Raw genomic sequence first — 26260 nt, 5'->3', positions numbered from 1 at the left:
ATAATTATGAATAGATGCCCCACTCTAAGCGTAATAGCACTTCCTGAACATGAGAGCGCCCGATTGGAGTTGCAAGTAAGACAATAGGAATTAGCCCCCCTAGTGCAGGAACTTCGCTTCTAAGCCACATGCGTAAATCAGTTTCACTTTCAAAAATTTCCATACCGCGGCTCCATAGTTCGGCTAACTGCAAAACTGTCTGGGATTCTAGTTCAGATAAGCGTTTACCTGCACGATAACGTCGCTGTAAGGTGCTTTCCGATATTCCCACCAGCAAGCTCATTTCGCGATTGCTAACTCCCAGTTTTTTTTGTAATTGATAAAGTGCTTTAATAGATAATCCACTTTCAGATAGTAGCAAGAGGTCTAATGTGGAACGTACTCTCCTGAGATCTTTGGCCGAAAGTGCTAGTACATCTTTCAAATATGATAGTGGCTCTATATGTGATGATGAAGCAATTTGGCTCATATTCATTTGATTAATGCTATTTAGTCATTTGACTAGTTGCCAGTTAAAACGAATGAGAAAGTTAACTAGTTGCAATGAAGTTACTATTTCTTAATTTTTGTAATCTACTATAACACCAAAACACTGTAACACTCTGCACTAATCCCCTCTGAACCTTACATATTTAGCGAAACAAATACCCCTAGCCCTATTTTTGCGTTTTACTTTCATCAAAAGGAGTAACTTTGCGCCAAATTTCTTAGCATGAAGAAAAACATTGCCGTAGTAGCCGGAGGTAGTTCTAGCGAATATGTTATCTCCCTGAAAAGTGCCGGACTGATTATGGACTGCATTGACACCACCCGGTTTAACCCGTATTTGGTAGTTATAGAGAAAGATCAGTGGTACGTGAAACAGGCGGACAAAACCATTCCGGTTAATCGAGCAGATTTTTCTTGGGAACAGCAAGGGAATACTATTCATTTTGATGGAGTGTACAATATCATCCACGGTACTCCGGGAGAGGATGGCAAAATACAGGGCTACTTTGATTTGCTTAGCATTCCGTACACGGGCTGCAATGTGCTTACCAGTTCTATCACGTTTAATAAAAGTATTTGTAAGCAATTGGTGCGGAGCCACGGCATCACCACACCTCAGTCTGTGGTACTAAGGCAACACCTGCCCTACACGCTTGATGCGTTAGTAAAAGATTTGCACTTCCCTTGTTTTGTAAAGCCGAATAATGGTGGCTCCAGCTTTGGGGCTAGCAAAGTGGATCAGTCCGAAGATTTAGCTACTGCTATTGATAAAGCCTTTGAGCACGACCACGAAGTACTCATCGAAGAATACATACAAGGGCGAGAACTCACCTGTGGAGTGTACTGGACAGGTGAAATGGCACGTGCTTTGCCCATTACTGAAATAGTAACTAATAATGCTTTCTTTGATTTTCAGGCAAAGTATGAAGGTGCCTCGGAAGAGATTACTCCAGCTCGGATTGATGAAGAAACTACGGAACGGTGTCAACGGCTTACCGAACGTATTTACACGCTACTGGGCTGCCGAGGGCTAGCTCGGCTAGATTATATTGTACGAGATGGAGAACTATACTTTATTGAGGCGAATACTACGCCGGGTTGCTCGCCCGAAAGTATAATTCCGCAGCAAATCAGGGCTGCCGACTTAGATATTAAAAAAATAATTAACGATCAGTTAATAAGCTGATTCTTAAACCACAATACATTCATGAAACTTTTGAGCGTTCGTTCTTGGAAAGGCCTTCTTATCCACCTGGGTATTATCGCCGGACTTACCATTGCCGCCGTGCTGATATTCTTCGACATGTACCTCCCTTCTACCACCAATCACGGTGAAACCGTTACGGTGCCCGACTTAGAAGGGTTGCACATCGATGAAATCAATGAGTTCTTAACGAAGCGCAACCTCAAACACGAGGTAACAGCCGACTCCGGGTTCACCCAAGAATATCAACCGCTTACCGTATTAACCCAGTATCCATTGCCCGGCGCAAAAGTAAAGGAGAATCGTAAGATTTTTCTTAGCTTGAACGCAGTTAACCCGCCCCAAGTAAAAATGCCCCGATTGATTGATGGTTCGGTGAAGAATGCCGCCCTACTACTAGAAAGTTACGGTTTAGAAATTGGGCAAATTAAGTACGTACCCGATCTGGCGCAGAATGCGGTATTAGAACAGACTTACGACGGCGAGCCGATTGAAGCCGGCACGTTTCTTCCCAAAGGAGCCAAAATTGACTTATTAGTAGGCGACGGCCTCGGAAATACTACGTTAGAGGTACCCGCACTAGATGGTTTAGTGTTGGACGAAGCCGAAGTAGTTATCTTAGGGTCAGGCTTAAAAGTAGGAAATATTCTGTTCCGCGATCCAACCCTAGCCGACCGCGACCCAAAGGATGAATTACAGCAATCGCAAGATCGGCTCGTCATTGTACAACAAAGACCAGTGGCCGGGCGAAAAATTCGCATTGGTCAGGAAATCGATATTTGGCTCGACCGACAAGAGAAACAGGAAGATAGTATCTTAGATGAAGAAGAGGAATCGACCGAATCAGAAATACTTTAAACCAACAAGCTACGTTCTCCTCTAATACTTACTCTCAGCCTTTGAACCGGACTGCCTCATCCTTTATTATTGCTATTGTTTTACTCAGCTCCCTCGCTGTACAAGCCCAGCAGCCGGGGCTACGCTTAGTACCTCTGGCTTCTACTCCCGTAACTACGCAAGCGCGGATTCAGCAAACTGAAGCACTAGATACCGTATTGCTGCTGCCCTTCTGGGATGACTTCTCTCAACCAATCACTACCGATTTTGGGGTTCCTATTCCGGATACCCTAAAGTGGATGCCATCTAGTCAAAATACCCGAATCAATGCGGGCTTACCGATCAATCCGCCAACGATTGGCGTTGCTTCTTTTGATGGGGTACAGCTTGACGGCACGCCTTACCGTTCTGGTGAGGAAGACGATGCTAGTGATAGTTTGGTTTCCCGCCCTATTAATTTAGCTGCGGTGCCAGATGGTGTAAGAAATTCGGTCTACTTTAGTTTTTACTGGCAGCAGCGGGGCAATGGAGAATTTCCTGACCCCGGCGACTCGCTTCGTCTTCAGTTTCTTACCAATGAAAATATTTGGCGTACTGTCTGGAGTCAAGATGGTGGCGACTCATTGGCTACCCGAGAATTTGCTCAGGAAATATTTCCTGTTAACGATGCCGCTTACTTTCACGAGCGGTTTCAGCTTCGTTTTCAGGCATTTAGCCGGCTTACGGGTGCCTTCGACACCTGGAATATTGATTATGTGTACCTGAATCAAAATCGCTCTGAAGCAAACACCGCTTACTTAGATCGAGCAATTACCAAACCACCTAGTTCGTTATTTGGAGAATATACTGCTATTCCGATGCAGCAGTTTAGAGCCAATCCAGGTCAGTACATTGGTACCTCTTCGGTAGAATTTTTTAATCTGAATGTAGAACTCCAGCCTATCCGTTACTCAGCAACAGTGCGCGATACAGTAAGCGACATCCAGTTGGTACTGAACGACTCAACCGCCATTAGTCCCGTACCAATAGGACTAGAGCGAGACGCCATTTTTGCTAACCCGTTGGACGTTAGCCAACTCGACCTCAGTATTGATTCTCTGTACTTGGAAACCGAATTTTCTATTGCTGCTGGTGACACGGTGTTTAATGAAACCATTGATTACCGGGTGAACGATACAGCTCGCGCTGTTTTCGTACTGGATGACTGGTTTGCCTACGATGACGGCGAGGCAGAATTTGGAGTAGAGATTAATCAGCAAGGCGGGAAAGTGGCGTATCAGTTTGTGGCACCCGAAGAAGGTTTACTCACCCATATTGACGTTCACTTCCCCAATTTATCTCAAAACCAACGAACTCCCATTCAGCTACTGGTGTGGCGTTCGCTAACCGACTCTAGCGAACAAGAAGTATTACTTCGCTCGGTAAATACTTTATCTATTCCTGACTCGGCGTACAACGGTTTCACTTCTTACGAGCTAGTGGTTAACGATATTCCGTTCTACGTCACCGTGCAAGATACTTTCTACATTGGCTACGAACAGCAAAGCGACCAATTTGTAGCGGTCGGCTTCGATAAGAATACCAATACTGGCGATAAGCTATTTTTCAATGTAAACGGCAATTGGGTGCAAAACCGAGAGCTGGAAGGGAGCCTAATGATGCACCCTCGCTTTGATCGGGCTAGTGCCAATTTTATTCTTAGCGCACCACCCCCTGCTTCTGAGGAGAGCATTACTTCTCCCCTAAAAATCTACCCTAACCCTACCGACGGAGTTGTTTGGATAGAGGGACAGGTTGATCAAGCAATGGTGATGAACTTGTACGGTCAAAGACTACAGGAGTACGTTAATCTTGCGGGTAAAGCTTCTTTAGACCTCTCCGGACTACCGCCAGGTTTATACATTATCAAAATCAATAAAAAAGGGGTAATTAGCTCTCACAAAATTCTGCTTCGCTAACTACCCCATGGTTTGTCTCTCGACTGCTCTTTAAGCCACCTCTACCATAGATTCTACCAACTCTAGTTTATAATTATCCTGCGCTTGCAGATAACCTACCCGCGGAATTAGCGTGGCCCCGTACTTTTTCTTTTCCTGCCCCGATGTAAGCCCTAAGAATATTCGCTCTTTTCCTAAAGCGCGGGCGCGCATGGTAGCATGAAATATAATCTGCTTATAAACCTTATGCTCTCGAGAGTACTGATAATCCATTCCCAATAGCACCGCGCAGTAGCTTTCTTTTGTTTGGTAAGTAAACACTACTCCTACCAGTGGATCATCACCAGCCACCATAAATTCTTCTTTCAAACGGAAGGTGATAAATTCCCAGTTTGAATCTTGGTTCATTGTTTCAAACAACCGGAAAGGAAACTCTACATTGTTAAATGCAAAATTATGGTTGCTAACATCTTGATAAAGGTGGTAAGACCGGAGGAGATCTTCTGCGCTTAGCTTCTCCTTCGCTTCAATATCAAAGTGTGATTGAAACTTAAAAATATCGTTTTTTATGTGAGAGCGGGATTTTGATGAAAGTCGGCTGAGGTACTCTGCTTGGCTATTCCAATCTAACTTTTGGATAACTGCGCTCTCCGGTAACGTTATTTGCAAATACCCTTGAGTATGCATGAAATGATTGATTTCCCGATCATTATCGGCAATATCTCGCACCATCACGGTATTACAGCGATACTTCTCTTTTAGCGACTCTAGTGTCGTGCTCATCGCCTTTAGAGCATTATTACACAGAGGATGCTCTCTGTTTAGGTATAAATGATCGCCATCGGTAATTAGCGAGCCCATGGACAATACCCGCGATGTTAAATAGGTGGGATCAATTTTTCGGATAAGCTCCGCCTGCTCTGATACCGAAGCAGCAGCTAGCACATCGTCTTTCCAGAGTGCCGCCGTAAAAAACGTGGCCAGCACCACTTTCCCTTCATTATCCCGAATCAGCAGATAGATAAAATCCCAGCGATGGTGGGCAACAGAATGATTAGTAAAAACATCTTCATAGAAACTAAGCGCATTCCAATCGAACGCTCCTCGTTCACCCAACAAGTTGTTCCATTCTTCAGGATTAACTTTGCAAATTGTGTCAACCACTTCCACATGCAGCCCCTCCTGGGATTTAGGCTGCACTTCAGTTGCTTTCTCTTCAGGGATTGGCAATTTAAACGCTTTTCGTACCTGGTTTAATGAATACCCTTCTTTCTCCAGTGCTTTAGGATAGTGGTATTGCATTGCCGCTACGAGTGCTTCAATTTCTTCGGGCTGGTTATGCCGCGAGATGGTAAAGCGAATTCCCGTATTCTTCACCGGCACTACCGGAAATGTAGCAACATTTACATAAAAGCCGTCGTTCATCAGTCGTTTGGCAAACTCGTAAGAAACCGCAGGCAGTGCTGCCCCAATAAAATGAACTGGGCACACATTTTCCTGAATCAACGGTAAATCAGTTTTGCGAATAAGCTGATTGCAAAGGCTTACTTTCTCCGCCAAATCTTGCTGAAGGTCGTAAATCTCATCCGATAAATGAATATTTGCCGAAGCCAACGCGGCGGCTACGCTCGGGGGTTCTAGTTGGGCCGAAAATGTTTGAGGCCCGCCAAAAACCTTGAACGCTTCGTATAAGTGATCGTCACCAAACGCTACTACTCCCCCACTCGCACCAAACGATTTGCTGAGAGTACCTACCAGTACTATTCGCTCCCGAAGGGTACCTAGTTTACTCATTACGTAGCCGGCCCCGTGCTTTCCGGCCCAACTCATACCGTGCACATCATCAATATACAGATGAAGCTGAGGGTAACGTTCCATTAAAGGCAATAATTGCTCGAGTGGCACCACATCACCAAACATTGAATAAACGCCGTCGGCAGCATACCAAATCTTCTGATGCTTGTTACGTAATCGCTTGAGCGTGTTCTCTAGCATATCCACGTCGTTGTGCTTCACAAGCTGTACTGAAGTGCCACGCGCTTTTAGCAGTTGACTGGCATTTTGTACGCTAGCGTGTACTTGTTGATCAAGAATTAGCACATCTTCATCGCGAACAATAGTGGGAATTACCCCAATATGCGCGAGTGTGCTATTTTTGGTAATGACAATAGGGCTATTATAAATTTTACGAACGGCCTTCTCGAGTTCTTTGTAAATAACAAACGAAACGTAGGTCTTTGACAACGGAAATTGTGTTCCGTACCGCTGAATAGCATCAATTGCTGCATCCTTCAGTCGTTGGTCTTGTTCTAGCCCCAAATAACCAGTAGTACCGAAATGAAATAACTTCTTTCCCTCAACTTGAATGTGTCTACCATCAAAGTGAGTACCTTCGGTATATAAGTGAACCAAACCCTCTTTTTTGGCATTGAGGATTAAGTCACCGATCGTATCCAATAGATGATTGTGCTTCGATTTCGCCATGATAGATAGTTTTTTACTTTGTTAGTGATAAGACAAGATTATGCAAAAAAAATTTGATAAATTAGCACAACTATGTCTATCCTCACATATGTAAGTATTTTTCCAATAATCATCCTTTTCAATTAAAGTTTCATGTACTATTGATGTATGGAAAATCAGATTTACGAAAATGATTTTGTTTCCCTACAGTTTCTAAACCAAGTACTGTACGCTAAGTACAAAGTCCCAATTATTGATGTCACTATTGCTCGAAATGCTACTGCTTACAGAATGCAGGTTACCGGAGGCCGAAAAATTCCTGCTATTGTTGATATCTCATCAGTAAAGCACGTAGATAAAGAAGCCCGTACTTTTTTCTCTTCTTTAGAGGCTGGTAAAGATTTACTTGCGCTGGCGGTTATTCTCAACAACCCAGTAACGCGTATGATGGGGAATTTTTTTGTAAAGTTTTATCGTCCCGAGTATCCATTTATGTTTTTTACCAACTTAGCGGAAGCTAGCAAGTGGATTGAAGATTTTACACCAAACGATTAGTGAAGTAGCCTACCGCTCAGCCTTGTTCATTGGTGGTGTTACTACTACAACAGCAATGCTTCTCCGGTATATTATCAGAAAAATACCTACCTTATTTTGGTAAATTATATCTACTTTTTCGAATGATTGCATTGTAAAATAGTGAAGGCGAATGCACAATCAGTCAATAGCGAAAGACTATATGCCTGCTTGGTATACGTTCCACTATTTTCGTTACCCTAGCAGATAGCTCTGCTACCGCTGTTTGAAAAGATTCCAGTAATCTAAAAAAGTACAGCTACTGATCCGATGAGGCGTAACAATGTGTTTCTGAACGGTTTAGGACTTTCGTAGTTTATTCGTTATACTAACTTCCACTGTAGAAGACTTATACCGTGTTTACACATAATAGCAATTGGACGAGCGTATCAACCAAGTTTTGATTTAATACACTTATAATCATTGTTATTAATCTATAACTTCTCTTAAAACTTTATGTATTTTCATTGTATTCTAACCAGTAGGCTTTAGCTTGGCTTACTTAATAGGAGTAACTACAAGACAACTGAATCTATGCCCTTAAACAGAGACACGCGAATTGAGGCTATTAACCGGGCATTACTAGAAATTGCTGAAGGTAATTTTCGCCATTTAGCCCCGGTTTCTGATAAGTTTGATGATATTGATGCTATTGCTTCCGGGGTTAATATGCTAAGTGAAGAATTGCGAGATACTGTCATTTCTCGTAACTACCTTAATTCTGTTTTGCGAGGTATTGTGGATATGCTCATTATTTTTGATAAGCATCTACAGATTAAGCAAGTAAACCAGAAAGTGTGTGAGCTATTGGCTCAACCAGAGTCGTACTTCATAAACCAGCCGCTAGACATACTTTTCGACGGAAGAAAAGCAAAGTTTATTACTGATCTCAAAGAATCTTTGCGAAAGAAAAAGCAGATATACAATCTGGAAGCATCATTTAAAACATCGGGTTCGGGCCGACTTCCAGTCACTATTTCATTATCTAGGCTGAGAGATAATCGAGAAAGTATTGGCTACGTGCTCATTGCTAAAGATCTGCAACACATTCGGCTTACATCAAATGCATTACAACAAAAGAATGATGAACTAAAGACACTGGTATACCGAGTTTCTCACGATTTAAAAGGGCCATTGGCTAGTATGCAAGGGTTACTTCAGGTGATTGAACAAACCGAAACAGACCTGCCTACGCTACACTATTACATCTCACTTATTAAGCAGAGTGCCGATAAGCTTAACTCAACGCTCATGGGCCTTCTGGAGATAGGCATCACGGATAAGACCAAATTAAACATGCAATCGTTTGATATCAACTCTTGCGGTCGCGATGTAATTGATAGCTTGGCAAACTACCCAAACCGAGAAAAAGTTGAAATTACGTTAGCGTATGATTCACCTGTAACATTCACCAGCAGCGAAAAACTATTTCGCTCAGTTTTGCAAAACTTAGTAGAGAATAGTATTAAGTACCATAAATACATAAATAATACACCTTATATTAAAATAAGTACCAGACATAGCCGAGGTGGTATTGAAATAGTAGTAAAAGATAATGGGGTAGGAATGAACAAAGCTATTTTAGATCGTGCGTTCGATATGTTTTATCGGGGTAATCATACTTCTTCCGGAAGTGGGTTAGGGCTATTTATTGTAAAGTCTAATGTTGAAAAGTTGGGGGGCGATTTGAAGATAAAAAGCAAGCCAGGTCAGGGCACAGAAGTAAAAATATACCTACCCTCCTTAGATAAATTTTAGCATCAAATGCCTATACCCTCTCGAGTGCTGCTACGAAATACACCAGAGAACGTAGTAGCGACTGCTTTCTCTAGCACCGCTAGTTGTCAACAGCTTCTTTCTCACACCTCTGTTACCAAGATGCAACCGCCTTACACTATTTGGCTCACTCAGATTGAGCAAATTCACCGATTTGTCTATCATATTCCTAATCTTGCCTGGGAACTTATGGATTACGCTACTGAACCGCTATCTCTAATCTATAAACAAGCCAAACCGCTCTTCACTAATGAAGCAGCACCCCGTGAAGTTTGCATCCGACTCATCGCTGAACCATTTTTACGCAAACAGCTTACTGGTCAGCATGCTTACCTTGCAGTAGCACTAGAACGAATTAAAGATGAGTTTCCAATTACTGATTGGGTAGATCAGGAAATAGACATGAGCAGAGTTCTAAAAGGAACACGCCCCGTTAGGGTAATGCGTATTTACGATAATGGTGAATTTTCCTTCGTACCTTAGCGAGATGATGTTCTCACCCTAATAGAATGAAGGTATTGGAGAGCAATTGTACCAATCACCTCGGTACGTTTAATTCTTACTTCCTCTAAAGTACTTGCTTTGTTATGCTTATTCATAACTAGGGTAGTTTGTTGCCTCTAAGATAATCAAATATTCTTATAAAAAGAATTTATTCGTAAAAAAAGCATAACTCAAATGAAAAGGTTAAAAAAGTAGGATTCCAAAGCGTGGGGAATTGTGCATTTTTTTCTACATTTCTTCAGCATAAATGAGTATTTAACTCCCCACTTTTTCCCATTATTAGCGTAGAACTGCTTTTACAGCGTTGGCAGCATAATTGTCAAACATATAGCAAGTGAGGGCACATGTAGCTTGGATTTTTTAACCTACAGTTTTACTCTTAAACTGATATACTTAAGCTGCATACACAAAATTTAAAAAGCGATACAGTATTGTATCGCTTTTTTTGTTTTAGCTCGCTGGTTCTAAGAATAGTCAATGGCTACTATGGGTCTTTACTAGCTGAGTTAACGCCTGAACGCCACTCTGTACGGCTTGCTTCCGCCATATATTATTATCAGGACAAAACGCGTCTTTCACCGCTAACCTTGCACCAGCTTGATCCTCAGACTGATAATGAAAATTGAAATTTTCTTTCCGTAAAACACGTAGGATTTCTACCGGGCCAACCGTACCAACTTCCTGAGTCACCATCCAAAAATCTTGTTCAGCGTACTGTGCTCTTAGCCCAGCTACTAAACTGCCCTGCATCTGATAACTATGCTTCGTTTGAGCATCAGTTCTGATCACTGGCTGATTGAAAATACTCTCAGCCTGTTGATGAGTTTCTTGACCAAAAAGAGCCTCTAAGTAAAAAGAAGACTGGTTAAACTTTCCCAGTCCAGTATGAAAGTCTATGCCTCTAATAATTTTATACTCACTCAAGTACTGTTGTAAAAAATGGCGTAGTAGGCTATTCTCAATTACTGGTTGTTTACCACCAAAAAATAACCCCACTGGATTGTTATATTGTCCTTGAGCAACGGCTTGTTGCAATGAGGCTAAACCATGTTTCATCAGTAGTACTACCGCTTTTAGAGTAAAATAGGAAAGTTGATTTCTAGACTGAGGATTTAGGAAAGAAGATAATCGATCGTAGAAAGGGTTGGTGGGAAGATTATCGAAGGAAGGTAGAAAATTTCGGTTGAGATCAATGTTCTGAGCATTCCAACGACGCAGGTATCGCATTCCAAAAGGGTTGATGCAGTGAATTAGTGCAATGCTTGGCGAGTTGGCCGAACCTGGCTCCCAAGAACTCAAAAAAGCGCACTGAACCGCTGACCCGGGAAATGCCTCCACACCGTGTACTCCTGAGCTATGAATCATCAATGATTCACTACTCCCTCGCCAAAGTGCAACATCAATATATAACCCGTCCGACTCATCTACTGCCAACGAATGAAGCTCCCATTTCTTACTTACTGCCAACGCTCGAAATTGGGTACGAGCTACATGATAGTTAACCGGATAGTACGCCATCTTATCCATTCACGAACGCCTCTATTTGCTGGCGAATTTGCTTCCAATGACTATCGGCGTAATATTCTTGAGCCACCAGCAGATGTTTCTTTCCTACTCTCTGCCAAAAGCTCGATGGCACAATAACAAGATCCCATTCTGTAAGTTGCTTAGCAGCTATAAACTTACGTAAGCCCTCAGCCTGCACTAGTTCATCCCAACGGTCGCAGAAAACTAAGGTGGGAATGTTATAGCGATCAGGAGCCATACCGTCTAGTTCTTGACTGATCGTAAAAAGTACTTTATAAGCTCCCAGTGAAACCCCTGGGTTTGCCTTGTAATTCTCAGGAGTAAATGAGGGGATAGTCACCTGATCGAAGGTTGCCTTCGGAATGATGGTAGGAATTTTAGTCCACTGCTGAAAGGCCAACGCTGGCGCCAACAGTATTTGTTTACGCGGAGCTACGATCTGCCCGTCTCCCAGCAAATACGTCATCAGTAAACCTCCTAAAGAGTATCCTACAAAAATAATGTTGGTATGTACCTGACACACTTTATTGTACTGATCCCGAAAACTATCGAGCCAACGGTCAGCAACAGCACGAGATAGCTCTTCTTCTCCGCTATGCCCCGGTAGACTGATTAGGGTGTACTGATCTTTGGCACACCCTAATTCTTCAGCCAGCAATTGCATAACGGTTGGTCGCACGTTCAGCCCGTGGGCAAAGATGTAGTGATCCGATTGAGCCATATTTTCGTATACGAATGTCTCAACTTGAGAACGTTCTTACCGAGTAGATTGTGTCGCTGTACTTACGTTTCTTTCTTCTTCAGATTAATAAACAGCTCGTTGCCCTGCCGAGGAGCGATGGAGTTATACGCTAACTCAAACGTGTGAAAGTGAAAGTATGGCTCAAAATACCGACGGTACTCTTCCTGACTACCACCAAACGGAGGATGATCTTGGTAAAGTGGTATGTTAAATAATAAACCAACCAACCTACCCTCTGGCTTTAGCAGCTCGTGCATTTTCTGGGCATAAGCTGGGCGAAGACTTGGATTTAACGCGCAGAAGAACGTTTGCTCAATAATCAGGTCAAACGTATCGTTTAACGTAAAGAAGTCCTGATGTAAAATCTGTTCGGCCGGAAACGTAGGATATTGCTCCTTGAAGATTGCTAACGGACGCTCGCTTAGGTCTACAATAAACACCTGGGAGAACCCGCCTTCAAAAAGGTAGCCAGCTTCGTAGCTGTTTCCGCTACCGGGTATCAGAATTTTCATATTTTTGTCATGCAACTGATCAATATACGTTTTTAGGGGAGTGGTAATACTACCGGCATCCCAACCCGTGTTGCCCAACATATAGCGCTTAGTCCAATAGTTTTCGTTTAGCGTTTCCATTTTCCTAGTACGAATGCTTAAATTTTTCTAAAATAGCGGATAATCAAGCAATCCAACAAATTACACCTATGGAAGAGACCACTCATTCCGATACCAGCAATGGCTCAAATAAGAGAAAAATACTATTCATCGTTATTGGCTTACTGGTACTTACCAACTTGGTAGTGCTTTTCTTATTTTACCAAAACAACCAAGAAAAAGCCGACGAGTTACAAACTAGTCAGACCGAATTACAAGAAACCTACGCCAAACTAGAATCTATCAGTAACGAACTCGACCTGAAAATTCAGGAGATACAAAAGCTAGGCGGCGATGTGGAGGAGCTACGGCTGATTCGGGAAACACTGGAGCAGGAAAAAGAGCAGTTACAAAACGATCAGGTTCTGGCTCAGAAGCGCTACAACCAAATAAATGCTCGAGTAGAGGGTTATCGTGAGCTTTTAATTAATAAAGATAAAGAGATTGCCCAATTGCAGGAGGAGAACAAAGTCTTGTTTGCCGAGAATACCGAACTGAAGGAGGAACAACAGGAACTGAACAAAACAATCACCCAGATTAATTCGGATAAAGATCAACTGGCTGAAAAGGTAGCGGTAGCTTCTCAGTTGGAGGCAGAAAACATCAAAGTTATCGGATTAAATAGCCGGGGAAAAGGCAAAGAGCGCGATCGCTACCGTAGTAGTCAGCTAGAGCAAGTACAGGTTACTTTTAACATAGCCAAGAACGAGGTAGCTGAGATTAAAGGGCGCGATATATTCGTCCGTATAATTGAACCCAACGGCAACGTGATTTTTGATGTGGCCAAAGGATCGGGTACGTTTATGTTAGACAGCGAAGAAATATTTTATACTATGAAGAAAGATATACTGTTTGACAATACCGGACAGGCACTTTCTTTTATTTACGAAAAAGGCAGCGACTATACCGAAGGACGCCATCAGGTGGAAATTTACGCTGACGACTACATTATTGGTACCGCCAATTTTGACGTACGCTGATATGAAAGTTCGCCTCTTTTTTCTAGTTGTGCTTTTTTCTACCGTATTGTTTATTACCCAGACAAAGGGGCAAGGCTCTAACCTACCGCTAGATATTCAGGGGCACCGCGGTTGTAGAGGATTGCTTCCAGAAAATACCATTCCGGCCTTTATTGAAGCGGTTAAGCTCGGTGTAACCACCCTAGAACTGGACGTAGTGATCTCTCAAGACCGACAAGTAGTTGTTTCTCACGAACCGTTTCTCTCCCACATAATTTGTCATACTGCCGAAGGTCAACCTATTGCCGAGGAAGAAGAGAAAGAGCATAATCTTTATCAGATGCCTTATCAAGAAATTGCTCGCTGTGATTGTGGGAGTAGCCCTCATCCGAAGTTTCCTGAACAAGAAAACTTCCCAGCTCATAAACCGCTGCTCAGCGATGTGATTGATACGGTTGAGCAACTGATTGCCGCTCAAAACCTAGCTCCGGTGCTTTACAATATCGAGACTAAATCTAACCCGAAAGGCGATAATATTTTTCATCCAGCCCCAGATAAATTTACCGACTTATTGCTATCTGTAATTCAAGAAAAAGGCATTGAAAGTCGAGTGGTTATTCAGTCGTTTGATGTCCGTACGCTACAGCAAGTACGGAAAAAGCAACCTTCGCTACCATTGGCACTGTTAGTCGAGAACACTAATTCTTTAGAGGAAAACTTAGCTACGTTAGGCTTCACCCCGAAAATTTACAGCCCCAACTTTCGGGTAGTTGACCAATCTCTGCTCGATCTGGCTCAGCAAAAAGGCATGAAAGTAATTCCCTGGACAGTCAATGATCCAAAGGATATTCAGCAAATGATTGATTTACAAGTTGACGGAATTATTTCCGACTATCCTGACCGAGTAATCAAGATTACGGGGCAGTAAATGTGTGACTAATTACGGCTAACTTTCTTTTTCTGCACCGCAAAGCCTTCGGCAAATACTTTGTACTGATCAAAAATTGACCGTACGGCTCCTTGCAGATAGCGCTTATCGCTGTAGAAGCTGTCACCGAATACCCCTGAAGCATAGCCTTGCCAAATAGATTTCTTGCGCTCGCGATCATACATCAATACGAGAAGCGTTCCTTGGCGCAGATTGTACTTTACTGGATCCATTTCCTGGTCAATGTTCTCTTCGTACTCAATGAAGAGTTCAATATCAGGCTGGTCGTATCCTGTGAAGAACAGACTGTCGTAAAATATTTTGTAAGAAACGAGCAAACGCGGGTCGCGAGTAGTGTATTCGTAGCCTTGCAACTCCATGCGGGCACGAATCGCGCTCTCGATGACATCATTTTGTAGACTAGAGTCCGCTCCCGAACTGCGCGTGTCCAGAAAGTTGAATGTTTTGTAGCGACGAAACTCGCCCTCAAAACTGTAATCCGACTCCACAGGAAACTCTTTATATCCCATACAGCTCGCGAAAAAGAGCAAGGTTAACAACGCAACGGTAGAAAGTGCTTTCATAAGAAAAAGGTAGCTATTCGTAAGTAATCAATTTACTAATAAACTGTTTTTATAGAAAATATCCAACCCATGAAAAATTTAGAGCTATTACGCTTTTGTTAAAAAGCTGGTAATTGTAGCTGCTCCAAGTTTGCTATAACGACATACTCTCTATTTCAGTATAGTAAACTTCCGCAAAGAGTTCATCAATTTTTGTCGTATGGTTTACTTTCTTATTTATCAGAGGGCATTGGCTTGCCACACCACGTAAGAGTACGCAGCAAATCGAACAAACCGGATAGTTGCGTAAACCAAGTACTTCTTAGCCGGAAAATCTACCGAACCAATCAGCATACTCACTCCCGAGAATGGAAGCGGTGTTAAAGCCGCTACTACAATTAAAAAAGCACCAAAGCTCTGAAAGTAGCGTTCGTAATGCCCGAAAACTCTTTTTCTGAAGTAGGTATAAAACCTAGTGTGATTCAGGTAGTTTCCGATCAAGTATCCTAGCACCCCAGCCAAATAAGAGATTAAGGCCAATGCGCCAACATTGAGTAAGTAGCCACTTACATCTTCTAACCGCAACGCCCAGATCATAAAAATCTCCGGAGGGATAATTCCAAACAGTAACTCTGAAGCCGAATAGATCAAGTATACCAGCACCGGCTGCTCATAAATGGGAGCTAACCACTGAAAGTAGTCCAGGTTTACTCGGTCTTTCAGCAGTATAAACCCACCAACCACAATAATTAGAGCAAGTACGCCCCGGGCTAGGTTGCGCGCAAAAAACCAAAGCTTTTCCCGATCAGACATTCAGTATCCAAGACAGCAGACCATTGATGATTGAGAGCACAGTACCGAATACTACTGCCCAACCAAAATTCTTTATTTTCAACCCTTCCAGTAGGGCATCAACCAACATAAGCAACAACGCATTAATTACCAAAATGAATAGCCCCAGTGTAAGTACCGTAATAGGAATGGTTAAAAAAATTAAGATGGGCTTAACCACTGCATTAATAATTGCGAGTAATACTGCAACGACCAGCGCCGTCCAGAAGTTATTTATCATTACTCCACGCAGTACGTAGGCCGACAAAAACACTGATACTGCGTTTACCAAAATAGCGACGAACATAATCCTATGCTATATTTGTGGGGGGTTTGTACATAGCCAACGAGCCTGTGCGCTGCGACACCTCACTCCAACTTTCTACCGCAAATTCTACTAAAGCAAACCCGCCGGGCACCACATTACCTACCTCTTCTCCTGTGAGATATTCAATTAAATAACTTACGGTAGGATTATGCCCCACCGCCAAAATACGGCTGAGTTGGTTATCCTGTTCGTTAATAATAGCAAGAAAAGTCCGGAGAGAAGCCTCGTATAACCCTGGCCTAAAATCAATCTGTTGAGCGGGGTAGTGCAGTTGTTCTGCTACCATTTGGGCAGTAGCTGTAGCTCGCACTGCGGGACTACTAATGATGACATCCGGTTGCCACCCCTGTTCTTTCAGGTAATTTCCTACTCGTACTGCATCTTGGTAACCTCGCGCAGTCAAATCCCGACTAGCATCTGCCTGTTGACCTTGAGAATCTTTTGCTTCGCCGTGGCGAACTAAAAGTAGTTGTTTAACCATTTTCTCTGCAAGTAGTTAGAAAGGACATTAGCTTTTTATTCATTTGTAATTCACTTGTAAGGAACTAAACAGTTTTATTCTACGATTTGTGATAAAAAAGTGTTCCTTTGAATCATTAAATCCTCACAGACCACGAAAGTAATAGTATTTATGGCAAAAAATATAGTGATTGTTGAGTCTCCGGCGAAAGCCAAAACAATAGAAGGGTATTTAGGAGGAGATTACATTGTTACCTCTAGCTACGGTCACGTTCGTGATCTCCCCAAAGATGATACTGGAGTAGATGTAGACAACGGCTACCAGCCTACGTACCAAGTTTCTCCTGATAAGAAGGACGTAATATCTCAACTTAAAAAGCTAGTAAAAGATGCTGATACGATCTTCCTAGCGAGTGATGATGACCGCGAAGGAGAGGCAATCTCCTGGCATTTAAAAGAAGTACTAAATCTGAAGGACGATCAAACCCGACGGATTGTATTTCGGGAGATTACTAAAAAAGCGATCCAGAAAGCTATTCAATCTCCCCGGGGTATTGATACCGATTTGGTAAACGCTCAGCAGGCCCGTCGTATTCTCGACCGCTTGGTGGGTTACGAGCTTTCTCCGGTGCTGTGGAAAAAAATTAAGCGCGGACTTTCAGCCGGTCGGGTGCAATCGGTCGCCGTGCGATTGGTGGTAGAACGCGAACGAGAAATAACCGAATTCCAATCTAAGTCGTCGTACAAAGTTACTGCTAACTTCTTATTGGATAATGGCAGCGTACTAAAAGCAGACTTGCCCAAGAAGTTTGCTACCGAAGAAGAAGCCCGCGATTTTCTTAATACCTGCCTCAGTGCTGAGTTTACGATTGCTAAGCTGGAGAAAAAACCCATCAAGCGATCGCCCGCCCCGCCCTTCACGACTTCTACTTTGCAACAAGAAGCTTCGCGGAAACTAAGCTTCTCGGTATCGCAAACCATGACATTGGCTCAGCGCTTGTATGAAGCAGGAAAGATCAGCTACATGCGAACCGATTCTACCAACCTGTCGGAAGAAGCAGTAGAGAGTGCTTCGGGAGAAATTTTAAGTGCCTACGGCGATCAGTATTTGCAGAAGCGTAAGTATAAAACCAAATCTGATTCAGCTCAGGAGGCTCACGAAGCTATCCGGCCTACTAATTTCTCCGAAAAAGAAGTCAGCAGCGACCGTAACCAGCAACGCCTCTACGAACTCATCTGGAAACGAGCAATTGCTTCGCAAATGGCTGATGCTCAGATAGAACGAACCACCGCCACCATCGACATTTCCACCAGCAACCTTAATCTGGTAGCTACTGGCGAGGTTATTAAATTTGAGGGGTTTCTGAAAGTATACATCGAGTCTTCCGACGATGAAGATGAAGATGAGAAAAAAGGAATGCTTCCGCCGCTTACCGAAGGGCAAAAACTAGATTTAGACGAGATGAAAGCCCGCCAAACCTTTACTCGGCACCCCCCTCGCTATACTGAAGCAAGTTTGGTGAAAAAACTGGAGGAAATGGGCATTGGTCGTCCATCTACCTACGCTCCCACAATTTCTACCATTCAGAAGCGAGGCTATATTTTGAAAGAAGACCGCGATGGCTACGATCGAGAATACCGGGAAATGACCTTGGTAAAGAAGGTGGGCGGCATCCCGCAAAATAAAGTAGATGAAAAAGTACTGACCGAACGAACGGGTACCGAAAAACGCAAACTCTTCCCTACCGATGTGGCCATGGTTGTGAATGACTTCTTGGCTGAGCATTTTGATACCGTGATTGATTATTCTTTCACCGCTGAAGTAGAAAAAGAATTTGATGAGATTGCCCAGGGCAAGAAAGCTTGGGATAAGATGATTGACGAATTCTACCAGCAATTTCATCCTAAAATAAAGACTTCGGAAGAGATTGACCGCTCGACGATAAAGACTGATCGCCCGCTAGGTGAAGATCCTAAAACTGGCCTTCCGGTCATTGTGCGCTTGGGTAAGTTTGGTCCTATCGCTCAGATTGGGGAAAGTGAAGGAGAAGAAAAGCCTAAATATGCTAGTCTGCGTACTGGTCAATTTATTGAAACTATTACCCTAGAAGAAGCTCTAGAGCTATTCAAACTCCCGCGCGATGTAGGTGAATACGAAAGTGAAGTGATGACAGCGGCTATTGGCCGATTCGGCCCGTACATTCGGCACAATGGCAAATTCTACTCTTTGACCAAAGAGGACGATCCTCTGACGGTAGAAGAAGACCGCGCTATTGAAATTATTGAAGCTAAGCGTGAGGCCGATAAAAACAAGTATATCAAAGTATTTGATTCTGACCCCGAAGTGCAAGTGCTGAACGGAAGATACGGTCCCTACATAAAAGTGGGCAAGAAGAATGTGAAGATTCCGAAGGATAAAGAACCGGAAGAACTTACCTTGGAAGAGTGTCTGGAACTAGCCGAAAAAGCTCCCGAGAAAAAAGGCAGAGGTGGTGGAAGAAAAAAGAAGAGTTAATGCACAGTGACTGATGATTGATAGATCCATCAGCCACTAATCATTCATCATTATTCACTACTCATTATAAAGATTGATTCTCAATGGAAGCTAATTGCACTAAAATCTCGTACTCATCAGCCGTAATATCCTGATAGAAGTAATAAATAGGGTTTACCCGCTCGTCATCTTTAAATACCTCGTAGTGTAGATGGGGAGCGGTAGAGGTTCCGGTATTTCCTACGTAGCCAATGCACTGCCCGCGCTCTACTTCCTGCCCTACTTTTACGTTAAAGTCTTGCAGATGAGCGTAACGAGTTTGATAACCGTAGCCATGATCAATAATTATCTGCTTACCATAGCCAGTAAATGAGCTTTTCACTTGCTTCACTTTTCCACCACCGGTAGCGTATACCGGAGTACCCTTCGGAGCCGAGAAATCTACGCCGGGGTGCATCATTTTTACTTTGTAAATGGGGTGAACCCGCATTCCGAAACCAGAAGCTAATCGGCGTAGCTCCTTATTAGAAACTGGCTGTATGGCCGGAATAGTAGCCAAAATCTCTGATTTATTCTCAGCCATCTCCAGAAGGTTATCGTACGATCTGGTCTGAATGTATAACTGTCGTTTTAGCTGATCAATCCGTTGAAAAGTATTTACAATAACCTCCTCCCGCTCTAGTCCGTTTTCTAACAAATCTTGGTAGCGATTTACTCCGCCTACTCCCGCACTGCGTACCGAAAGCGGAATAGGTTCAGCTTCAAAAATGGTTCGGTAAACATTATTATCTCGCTCTTGCAATGATTCCAGCATCTTATTCGCCCGATCCATATCTTTGCTGAGCATATCGTAGTAAAACGTCAGTTCATCGTTTTCTTTCTTCAAACGAGCTGCTTTAGGCGACTCGAAGTATGTATCGAAAATAATCACCAAACTGACACCCGCTACCAGCACAAGTACAATAAAGCCCGAGATATTTAGTAAAACATCCCAGCGGCTTACGCGTACCCGCTCGTACTTACAAGTTTCTGTATCGTAGTAATATTTAATTTTTGACATAAGAAGTTCTTATGAATCGCTTTTCGTTATACTTTTGCACCTTGCTTTATACTAAACATATCCTTTAGCAAGAAAATTTACGCAAATCATAATTTTTTGTATTATACCAATAAATTGTGATGTATTTATCGCAAAAACTGCCTTTTCATGACTTCTCAGGAAATACGCTCGGCTTTTATTCAATTTTTTGAACAAAAACAGCACCAATTCGTGCCTTCCGCCCCTATTGTGAACAAAGATGATCCCACCCTTATGTTCATTAATGCGGGAATGAACCAGTTTAAAGACTATTTCTTGGGAAATAAACCAGCACCTTACTCTCGGGTAGCCAACAGCCAGAAATGTCTGCGAGTCTCTGGTAAACACAACGATTTAGAAGAGGTAGGGTTGGATACCTATCATCATACTATGTTTGAAATGCTGGGCAACTGGTCGTTTGGCGATTATTTTAAGCCAGAAGCCATTGCCTGGGCCTGGGAGCTACTTACCGAAGTATACAAATTGCCAAAAGACCGCTTGTACGCCTCTGTTTTTGGTGGCGATGAACAAGACGGTCTGGGTTTAGACCAGGAAGCTTACGATTACTGGAAAGAAATTATTGATGAAGACCGGATTCTGCTAGGTTCAAAAAAGGATAATTTTTGGGAAATGGGCGATACTGGTCCCTGCGGCCCCTGTTCGGAAATTCACATTGACTTACGCCCCCAGCAAGAGATTGACAAAAAACCGGGAAAAGAACTAGTCAATCAGGATCATCCGCTGGTAGTTGAAATCTGGAACTTAGTTTTTATGCAATTTAACCGACAAGCATCGGGTGAGCTGCACCCACTGTCGGCTCAGCATATTGATACCGGAATGGGCTTCGAGCGGCTGGCGATGGCTATTCAGAACAAAGAATCCAATTATGATACCGACGTTTTTGCCCCGCTCATTGAGCAAGTAAGCCAACGAGCTAACGTTCGCTACGGCGATCAGGAAGAAACTGATATTGCCATCCGCGTAATTGTCGACCATATTCGGGCTATTGCGTTTACCATTGCTGATGGTCAACTACCTTCTAATAACAAAGCGGGATACGTTATCCGTAGAATTCTCCGTCGGGCGGTGCGCTACGGCTACACTTTTTTGGGATTAAAAGAGCCTTTTCTCTACCAATTAGTACCTACGCTTAGCCAGCAGTTTGCCGATATTTTTCCCGAGCTTCAGCGACAACAAGATTTTGTTGGGAAGGTAGTTCAAGAAGAGGAAAGTTCATTTTTGCGAACGTTAGAAGTTGGATTGCGAAAGCTCGATCAAATAAAAGAAGAATACCAAGACGAAAAGGAAATTCCGGGGGCGGTTGCCTTTGAGCTATACGATACCTTCGGCTTTCCGTTTGATCTGACAGCTCTGATTGCCCGGGAAAGTGGCTATTCGGTAGATGAAAGCGGGTTTAAACAGGAGATGGAAGAGCAAAAAAGCCGATCCAAAGCGGCTACTTCTACTGATACGGGTGATTGGACAGTTTTGCTAGAAGAGGTAGAGACTACCTTTGTAGGCTATGATACCTTAACTTCCGAAGCTAAAATTGTGAAATATCGGCAGGTTCAGGAGAAAAAATCTTCTTACTACCAATTAGTATTGGATAAAACTCCGTTTTATGCCGAAGGTGGTGGTCAGGTGGGTGACACCGGAGCGTTAGAATCAGCCAACGAGCAGATTTTCATCTTTGATACTAAGAAGGAGAATAATCTGATAGTCCACTTTACCAAAAAACTACCCACGAATGTAGAAACTACTTTTACTTGTCAGGTAAATTCCGATAAGCGAAAGTCTACCGAAAACAACCACAGTGCCACTCATCTGCTCCATGCTGCGCTACGGCAGGTACTGGGCAACCACGTGCAACAACGTGGTTCATTGGTCAACGACCAGCTACTTCGCTTTGACTTTTCGCACTTCGCGAAGATGACCGATGAAGAAATTCAGCAGGTAGAGCATCTGGTTAACGAGCGTGTCCGGGAAAATATACACTTGGAAGAGCTACGAAAAATCCCGATTGATGAAGCCAAAGCAATGGGAGCAATGGCTTTGTTTGGCGAAAAATACGGCGATGAGGTACGGGTAATTGTATTTGACCAAGATTATTCGGTTGAATTGTGCGGCGGCACTCACGTTCCGGCAACTGGTCATCTGGGTTTCTTCAAAATTACTTCCGAAGGCTCGGTAGCCGCGGGTATTCGCCGAATTGAGGCTATTACCGGACGAGCAGCAGAAACCTACGTACGAGAACAGGATGAACTTCTTTCTACCATTAAAGAAACGCTAAAAAGTCCCCGCGATCTTCAAAAGGCGGTACAGGCATTGGTAGAAGAAAAAAATCAGCTACAAAGGCAAATTGATGCGCTTCAGCAGGAAAAAGCTAGTGGAATACAACAGGAGCTAGCCAGTAAAACCCAGACAATTAACGATACTTCCGTGATTATTGAGAAAGTGGCCTTACCACAGGCCGATATGCTCAAGCAGCTTTCATTTAATCTGAAAAATCAAGTTGATAACCTAGTGATGGTTATCGCGGCTAATATCCAGGGAAAACCGCAGATTTCGGTAGTGATTGATGAGAAGCTTACCAAAACCCACGACTTACATGCCGGACAACTGGTGAAGCAACTGGCTAAACACATAAAAGGAGGCGGCGGTGGGCAGCCCTTTTTTGCTACGGCCGGAGGAAAAGATGTAACTGGATTAGAAAAAGTGTTAGAAGAGGCCGACGTTCTTATTAAGAATACTTTAGGCACTTAGTATAGCTACCTTATTACCTTCCAATTGACTTTGCTATGGGTGTAGTATGTTAAGTCAATCTAGATAAACCATAGTTGGGATAATGAAATAAGCTCAGTAATATGGACATGGTTTAGGCAGGCAATAAGAATAGCAGAGTAAGGTGTACCATTGTATATTATGTAAACCTGTCTTGTATCTTTGTCTATACAAACACAATCACCAATATGGAATATGAAGACAACCCAAAGAGCGTAAAGTATTACGTAAAGCAGTATCTCTTAAAGAACAGTTCTAAGTTTGCCAGAAAGGTCGTGATAGACTTTCCAACAGGTAGTGGAGTTACTTCGCGAATACTTAAATCTGTGGGAGCTCACCCAATGCCCTTCGATATTTTTCCTGAGTTTTTTGAAGTAGAGGGTCTTACATGTCAGAAAGCAGATATCCAAGAGGGTATTCCTATTAACAACCATGTGGCAGATTACCTTATATGCCAGGAAGGTATTGAGCACTTCTCTGATCAAATTCAAGCATTTCGTGAATTTAACCGGGTACTAAAACCAGGTGGAGAGCTAATTATAACAACTCCTAATTATGGTAGTTTGCGCAGTCGTTTAAGTTACTTCTTAGGAGAGTCCGAAAGGTATAATACACTAATGCCCCCCAATGAATTAGACTCTATATGGTTTTCAGGAGATGATAACAGTTCGGATTTTTACCTGGGACATATATTCCTTATGGGGATACAAAAGTTACGAGTCATTGCTCGGTTAGCAGGTTTTGAGATTATTGATATACAGTTTACCCGCGCTCGTCCCACTTCTACTTTGTTGTTACCTCTCTTTTATCCCTTGATCTACCTATCTAACCTAATTAACTATCGTAAAAATCTCAGAAAGAAGAATGGAATTGATCGGAAAATTAAGGCCAAAGTATACGGAGAAATATTCAAGTTAGGAGTGAATATTAAACTTCTGGTAGATGGTCATTTATTCGTTTGCTTTAAGAAAACTAACGCAGTTGATCAGGTGAAAAGTGAGCTAAAAAAACATATTCAACCTGATGAGCTAATTATATAGCAATAGCTTGTTTACTGGCAAACATTTACAAATGTAGCCATGTCTGTTTCTCACAATTCTTTATTCCCGATTAAAGTCAATCTTATCAACCAGATAGCTACCACCGAACTGTTTGATTAGCATTACCACTCGGAACTCACCCCGCTCGTGGATCAGTGTTCCGATGGTATACTTTACTCCTTCTTTAGAAGAACCTTGGTGCACATAGCGAAAGTCTTTGGGCGGATATTTGGCAAAAAAATCTTTCAGAACAAATTCGGCCTGGTTGCGACTGTAGCTGGTCTGTTCCCCGTTAATACTAATCTCAATGGTATTGTTCAAGTACTTGCTTAGCTCTCGCGAGCTTCCCGACTTCAAAGCGTCGCGTACATTGTTGATTACGTCAGCCTGCGCCTGAAGCGGTTGCACACTTCCGGCTAGTAAACTAAGTAATGCCCACAAACATGCTTTTCTGCACAAATAAATCATAGAATCTTGCGACTTTCCCTATCGTTTGCCAAAACTGTGCCAACCCTCGCCAATTATAGTAAATCTTACTTCCCAGCATTAGGTGGATACGGACTCTTGCTTTTCTGATTAAAACTGTAGCTATATTACGCTTATTTTTAAAACATCAGTAGCAATTATAGGATAATTTGCTAGGCTACTAATGTAGCTATTCTATGAGTATTTTCCTGCATGTTTGATTTTTTAGTGGCCTTTGATCCAGCCCTTGAGCAAAGAATACAGTGTTTAACATTTTTTTCACCTTCGGCTACTCGTAAAATAAGCGGATGTACTTACTTTAGCAGCGGATTTTTCCCGTCGTTTTTTTTAGAATGGTTTATAGAGCTTGGAAAAAGTACCTAGGTTGGAGCAAAGAACTCATTTTCAATCGCCTTAGTTTTGGCTTATTGTTGCTAACGGCGAGCTTAATTATTGGGCAAATTGGGTATACACTTATTGAGGAGTATTCCACCATTGACGCCTTTTACATGACCGTAATTACACTGTCTACGGTTGGTTTTACCGAAGTACGCGAACTTTCGGATGCTGGTCGCATCTTCACTAGCTTTTATATTATATTTAATTTAGGAATATTTGCCTACGCTGTTGGTACCATCACCTCTTATTTTGTAGAAGGTGAGTTTGCCGAATTGTACCGGCGTTATACCATTGGTCGTAAAGTGGAAAGATTACAAGATCATGTTATTGTATGCGGACTGGGCCGGAATGGCTCTCGCACCTGCGAGGAGTTACAAAATAGCCAGCATCCATTTGTAGTCATTGAACTCAAACCCGAAATTGTTGAGCAGTATGCAGTTACTGATGAAATTCAGTACGTTATTGGCGATGCCACCACTGATGAGGTGTTACAGGCGGCGGGAGTTGAACGAGCGGAGGCGATCATTACTACGCTCCCGCGTGATGCCGATAATGTTTTTATTACCCTAACCGCGCGGGAGTTGAATCCGAATATTAAAATTATTGCCCGGGCTACCGATGAGAGAGCCGAGAAAAAACTTCACCGAGCCGGAGCTGACCAAGTAGTAATGCCCGATGCCATTGGGGGAGTGCATATGGCTCGTCTTATTACGCAGCCCTCCGTTATTGAGTTTCTAAATATTTTATCAGGAACAGGATCTAATAGTTTGAAGCTAGAGGATATTATGTACGATGAACTTCAGAAGCTGTATCAGAATAAAACCTTGCGGGAACTAAATATTCGTCAGCACACCGGAGCTACTGTTATCGGATTTCGTCACCAGTCTAAGCGATTCACATTTAATCCGCATGGTGACCTAAAATTTGAAGTAGGCGATACCATGATTATTGTGGGAACCGAACAGAACCTTCAGGCTTTTCGAGACTATTACACCTGAATAATGGATAATTGATAGTGGATAGTGGATAGTGGAAAAGGGAGAAGAGGGAATAACTAATGATCATTGAGCAATGAACAGTGTGTAATGAGTAATGACGATGATTAATTCCCAACACCAGAACACTTCAAGCTTCTAAAACTGTGGGCTGTAGACTACTAACTGTGGACTAATAACCATTCAGCAATCAGCAATCAGCAATCAGCAATCAGCAATTGAATCATATAATAATTAA

Annotated in this window: 23 protein-coding genes; 12 read left to right on the top strand and 11 right to left on the bottom strand. The window is 42.7% G+C overall.

Annotation, left to right across the window (positions count from 1 at the left end; genetic code table 11):
* Window positions 1-4: 4 nt before the first annotated feature.
* Window positions 5-469: an Xre family toxin-antitoxin system antitoxin gene (locus tag P0M28_RS23485; RefSeq protein ID WP_302205606.1), complete on the bottom strand. Its 465-nt coding sequence runs from the start codon at window positions 467-469 to the stop codon at window positions 5-7.
* A 243-nt stretch (window positions 470-712) separates the two neighbouring features.
* Here P0M28_RS23485 and P0M28_RS23480 point away from each other — a divergent pair, with 243 nt between their 5' ends.
* Genes P0M28_RS23480 through P0M28_RS23470 form a run of 3 tightly spaced genes read left to right on the top strand, consistent with a single transcriptional unit; the run spans window position 713 to window position 4488 of the window.
* Window positions 713-1675 carry a D-alanine--D-alanine ligase gene (locus P0M28_RS23480; RefSeq protein WP_302205605.1) on the top strand — a complete coding sequence of 321 codons (963 nt, stop codon included), beginning with the start codon at window positions 713-715 and terminating at the stop codon, window positions 1673-1675.
* A gap of 21 nt (window positions 1676-1696) precedes the next feature.
* Window positions 1697-2551, top strand: coding sequence for a PASTA domain-containing protein (locus tag P0M28_RS23475; protein ID WP_302205603.1), 855 nt, complete (start codon window positions 1697-1699; stop codon window positions 2549-2551).
* A gap of 41 nt (window positions 2552-2592) precedes the next feature.
* Window positions 2593-4488: a T9SS type A sorting domain-containing protein gene (locus P0M28_RS23470; RefSeq protein ID WP_302205602.1), complete on the top strand. Its 1896-nt coding sequence runs from the start codon at window positions 2593-2595 to the stop codon at window positions 4486-4488.
* 30 nt (window positions 4489-4518) lie between these two features.
* Here the strand turns inward: P0M28_RS23470 and P0M28_RS23465 are convergent, their stop codons facing one another.
* Window positions 4519-6951 (bottom strand): aminotransferase class I/II-fold pyridoxal phosphate-dependent enzyme, encoded by a 2433-nt coding sequence (locus tag P0M28_RS23465; protein WP_302205601.1) that lies wholly within the window; start codon window positions 6949-6951, stop codon window positions 4519-4521.
* 147 nt (window positions 6952-7098) lie between these two features.
* Between P0M28_RS23465 and P0M28_RS23460 the strand changes: the two genes are divergently transcribed.
* The 3 genes from P0M28_RS23460 to P0M28_RS23450 all read left to right on the top strand — a co-directional run bounded on the left by P0M28_RS23460 (window position 7099) and on the right by P0M28_RS23450 (window position 9762).
* A complete protein-coding gene (locus tag P0M28_RS23460) occupies window positions 7099-7485 on the top strand; it encodes a DUF7793 family protein (protein ID WP_302205600.1) in 387 nt (128 codons plus the stop codon).
* A gap of 552 nt (window positions 7486-8037) precedes the next feature.
* Window positions 8038-9261 (top strand): sensor histidine kinase, encoded by a 1224-nt coding sequence (locus P0M28_RS23455; RefSeq protein WP_302205599.1) that lies wholly within the window; start codon window positions 8038-8040, stop codon window positions 9259-9261.
* A 6-nt stretch (window positions 9262-9267) separates the two neighbouring features.
* Entirely contained in the window at window positions 9268-9762 is a 495-nt protein-coding gene (locus P0M28_RS23450; protein WP_302205598.1) for a hypothetical protein, read from the top strand.
* 495 nt (window positions 9763-10257) lie between these two features.
* Here P0M28_RS23450 and P0M28_RS23445 read toward each other — a convergent pair whose 3' ends face one another.
* From P0M28_RS23445 to P0M28_RS23435, 3 genes are all read right to left on the bottom strand, one after another.
* Entirely contained in the window at window positions 10258-11310 is a 1053-nt protein-coding gene (locus P0M28_RS23445) for a DUF2817 domain-containing protein (protein WP_302205597.1), read from the bottom strand.
* Window positions 11303-12031: an alpha/beta hydrolase gene (locus tag P0M28_RS23440; RefSeq protein ID WP_302205595.1), complete on the bottom strand. Its 729-nt coding sequence runs from the start codon at window positions 12029-12031 to the stop codon at window positions 11303-11305. Before P0M28_RS23440 ends, P0M28_RS23445 begins: the two co-directional genes overlap by 8 nt.
* Window positions 12032-12093: 62 nt before the next feature.
* Window positions 12094-12684, bottom strand: coding sequence for a methyltransferase domain-containing protein (locus tag P0M28_RS23435; RefSeq protein WP_302205593.1), 591 nt, complete (start codon window positions 12682-12684; stop codon window positions 12094-12096).
* Window positions 12685-12752: 68 nt separating this feature from the next.
* Between P0M28_RS23435 and P0M28_RS23430 the strand changes: the two genes are divergently transcribed.
* Complete coding sequence (locus P0M28_RS23430; RefSeq protein WP_302205591.1) at window positions 12753-13682, top strand: DUF8428 domain-containing protein; 930 nt, start codon at window positions 12753-12755, stop codon at window positions 13680-13682.
* A 1-nt stretch (window position 13683) separates the two neighbouring features.
* Complete coding sequence (locus P0M28_RS23425) at window positions 13684-14589, top strand: glycerophosphodiester phosphodiesterase (RefSeq protein WP_302205589.1); 906 nt, start codon at window positions 13684-13686, stop codon at window positions 14587-14589.
* An 8-nt stretch (window positions 14590-14597) separates the two neighbouring features.
* On the opposite strand, the gene P0M28_RS23420 is transcribed toward P0M28_RS23425, so the two are convergent.
* The 4 genes from P0M28_RS23420 to sixA form a co-directional block, all read right to left on the bottom strand.
* Window positions 14598-15173, bottom strand: coding sequence for a DUF4136 domain-containing protein (locus P0M28_RS23420; RefSeq protein ID WP_302205588.1), 576 nt, complete (start codon window positions 15171-15173; stop codon window positions 14598-14600).
* 219 nt (window positions 15174-15392) lie between these two features.
* Window positions 15393-15965, bottom strand: a complete 573-nt coding sequence (locus P0M28_RS23415; protein WP_302205586.1) for a YqaA family protein — start codon at window positions 15963-15965, stop codon at window positions 15393-15395.
* Window positions 15958-16290 (bottom strand): phage holin family protein, encoded by a 333-nt coding sequence (locus tag P0M28_RS23410; RefSeq protein ID WP_302205584.1) that lies wholly within the window; start codon window positions 16288-16290, stop codon window positions 15958-15960. Before P0M28_RS23410 ends, P0M28_RS23415 begins: the two co-directional genes overlap by 8 nt.
* A 4-nt stretch (window positions 16291-16294) precedes the next feature.
* A complete protein-coding gene (sixA, locus tag P0M28_RS23405; protein WP_302205582.1) occupies window positions 16295-16792 on the bottom strand; it encodes a phosphohistidine phosphatase SixA in 498 nt (165 codons plus the stop codon).
* Between the two features lie 150 nt (window positions 16793-16942).
* On the opposite strand from sixA, the gene topA reads away from it, so the two are divergent.
* Complete coding sequence (gene topA / locus P0M28_RS23400) at window positions 16943-19285, top strand: type I DNA topoisomerase (protein ID WP_302205580.1); 2343 nt, start codon at window positions 16943-16945, stop codon at window positions 19283-19285.
* Between the two features lie 64 nt (window positions 19286-19349).
* Here the strand turns inward: topA and P0M28_RS23395 are convergent, their stop codons facing one another.
* Window positions 19350-20324 (bottom strand): M23 family metallopeptidase, encoded by a 975-nt coding sequence (locus P0M28_RS23395; RefSeq protein WP_302205579.1) that lies wholly within the window; start codon window positions 20322-20324, stop codon window positions 19350-19352.
* Window positions 20325-20471: 147 nt separating this feature from the next.
* Here P0M28_RS23395 and alaS point away from each other — a divergent pair, with 147 nt between their 5' ends.
* Entirely contained in the window at window positions 20472-23105 is a 2634-nt protein-coding gene (gene alaS / locus P0M28_RS23390) for an alanine--tRNA ligase (RefSeq protein WP_302205577.1), read from the top strand.
* A 206-nt stretch (window positions 23106-23311) separates the two neighbouring features.
* Window positions 23312-24163 (top strand): class I SAM-dependent methyltransferase, encoded by an 852-nt coding sequence (locus tag P0M28_RS23385; RefSeq protein WP_302205575.1) that lies wholly within the window; start codon window positions 23312-23314, stop codon window positions 24161-24163.
* 60 nt (window positions 24164-24223) lie between these two features.
* Here the strand turns inward: P0M28_RS23385 and P0M28_RS23380 are convergent, their stop codons facing one another.
* Window positions 24224-24631 (bottom strand): DUF4783 domain-containing protein, encoded by a 408-nt coding sequence (locus P0M28_RS23380; RefSeq protein WP_302205573.1) that lies wholly within the window; start codon window positions 24629-24631, stop codon window positions 24224-24226.
* A 350-nt stretch (window positions 24632-24981) separates the two neighbouring features.
* Here P0M28_RS23380 and P0M28_RS23375 point away from each other — a divergent pair, with 350 nt between their 5' ends.
* Window positions 24982-26025 (top strand): potassium channel family protein, encoded by a 1044-nt coding sequence (locus tag P0M28_RS23375; RefSeq protein ID WP_302205571.1) that lies wholly within the window; start codon window positions 24982-24984, stop codon window positions 26023-26025.
* Window positions 26026-26260 lie beyond the last annotated feature (235 nt).

It is taken from the genome of Tunicatimonas pelagia, assembly GCF_030506325.1.
Classification (GTDB): Bacteria; Bacteroidota; Bacteroidia; order Cytophagales; family Cyclobacteriaceae; genus Tunicatimonas; species Tunicatimonas pelagia.
Note: the sequence above shows the minus strand (reverse complement) of the source record. Positions and strands in the feature narration are given on the sequence as shown.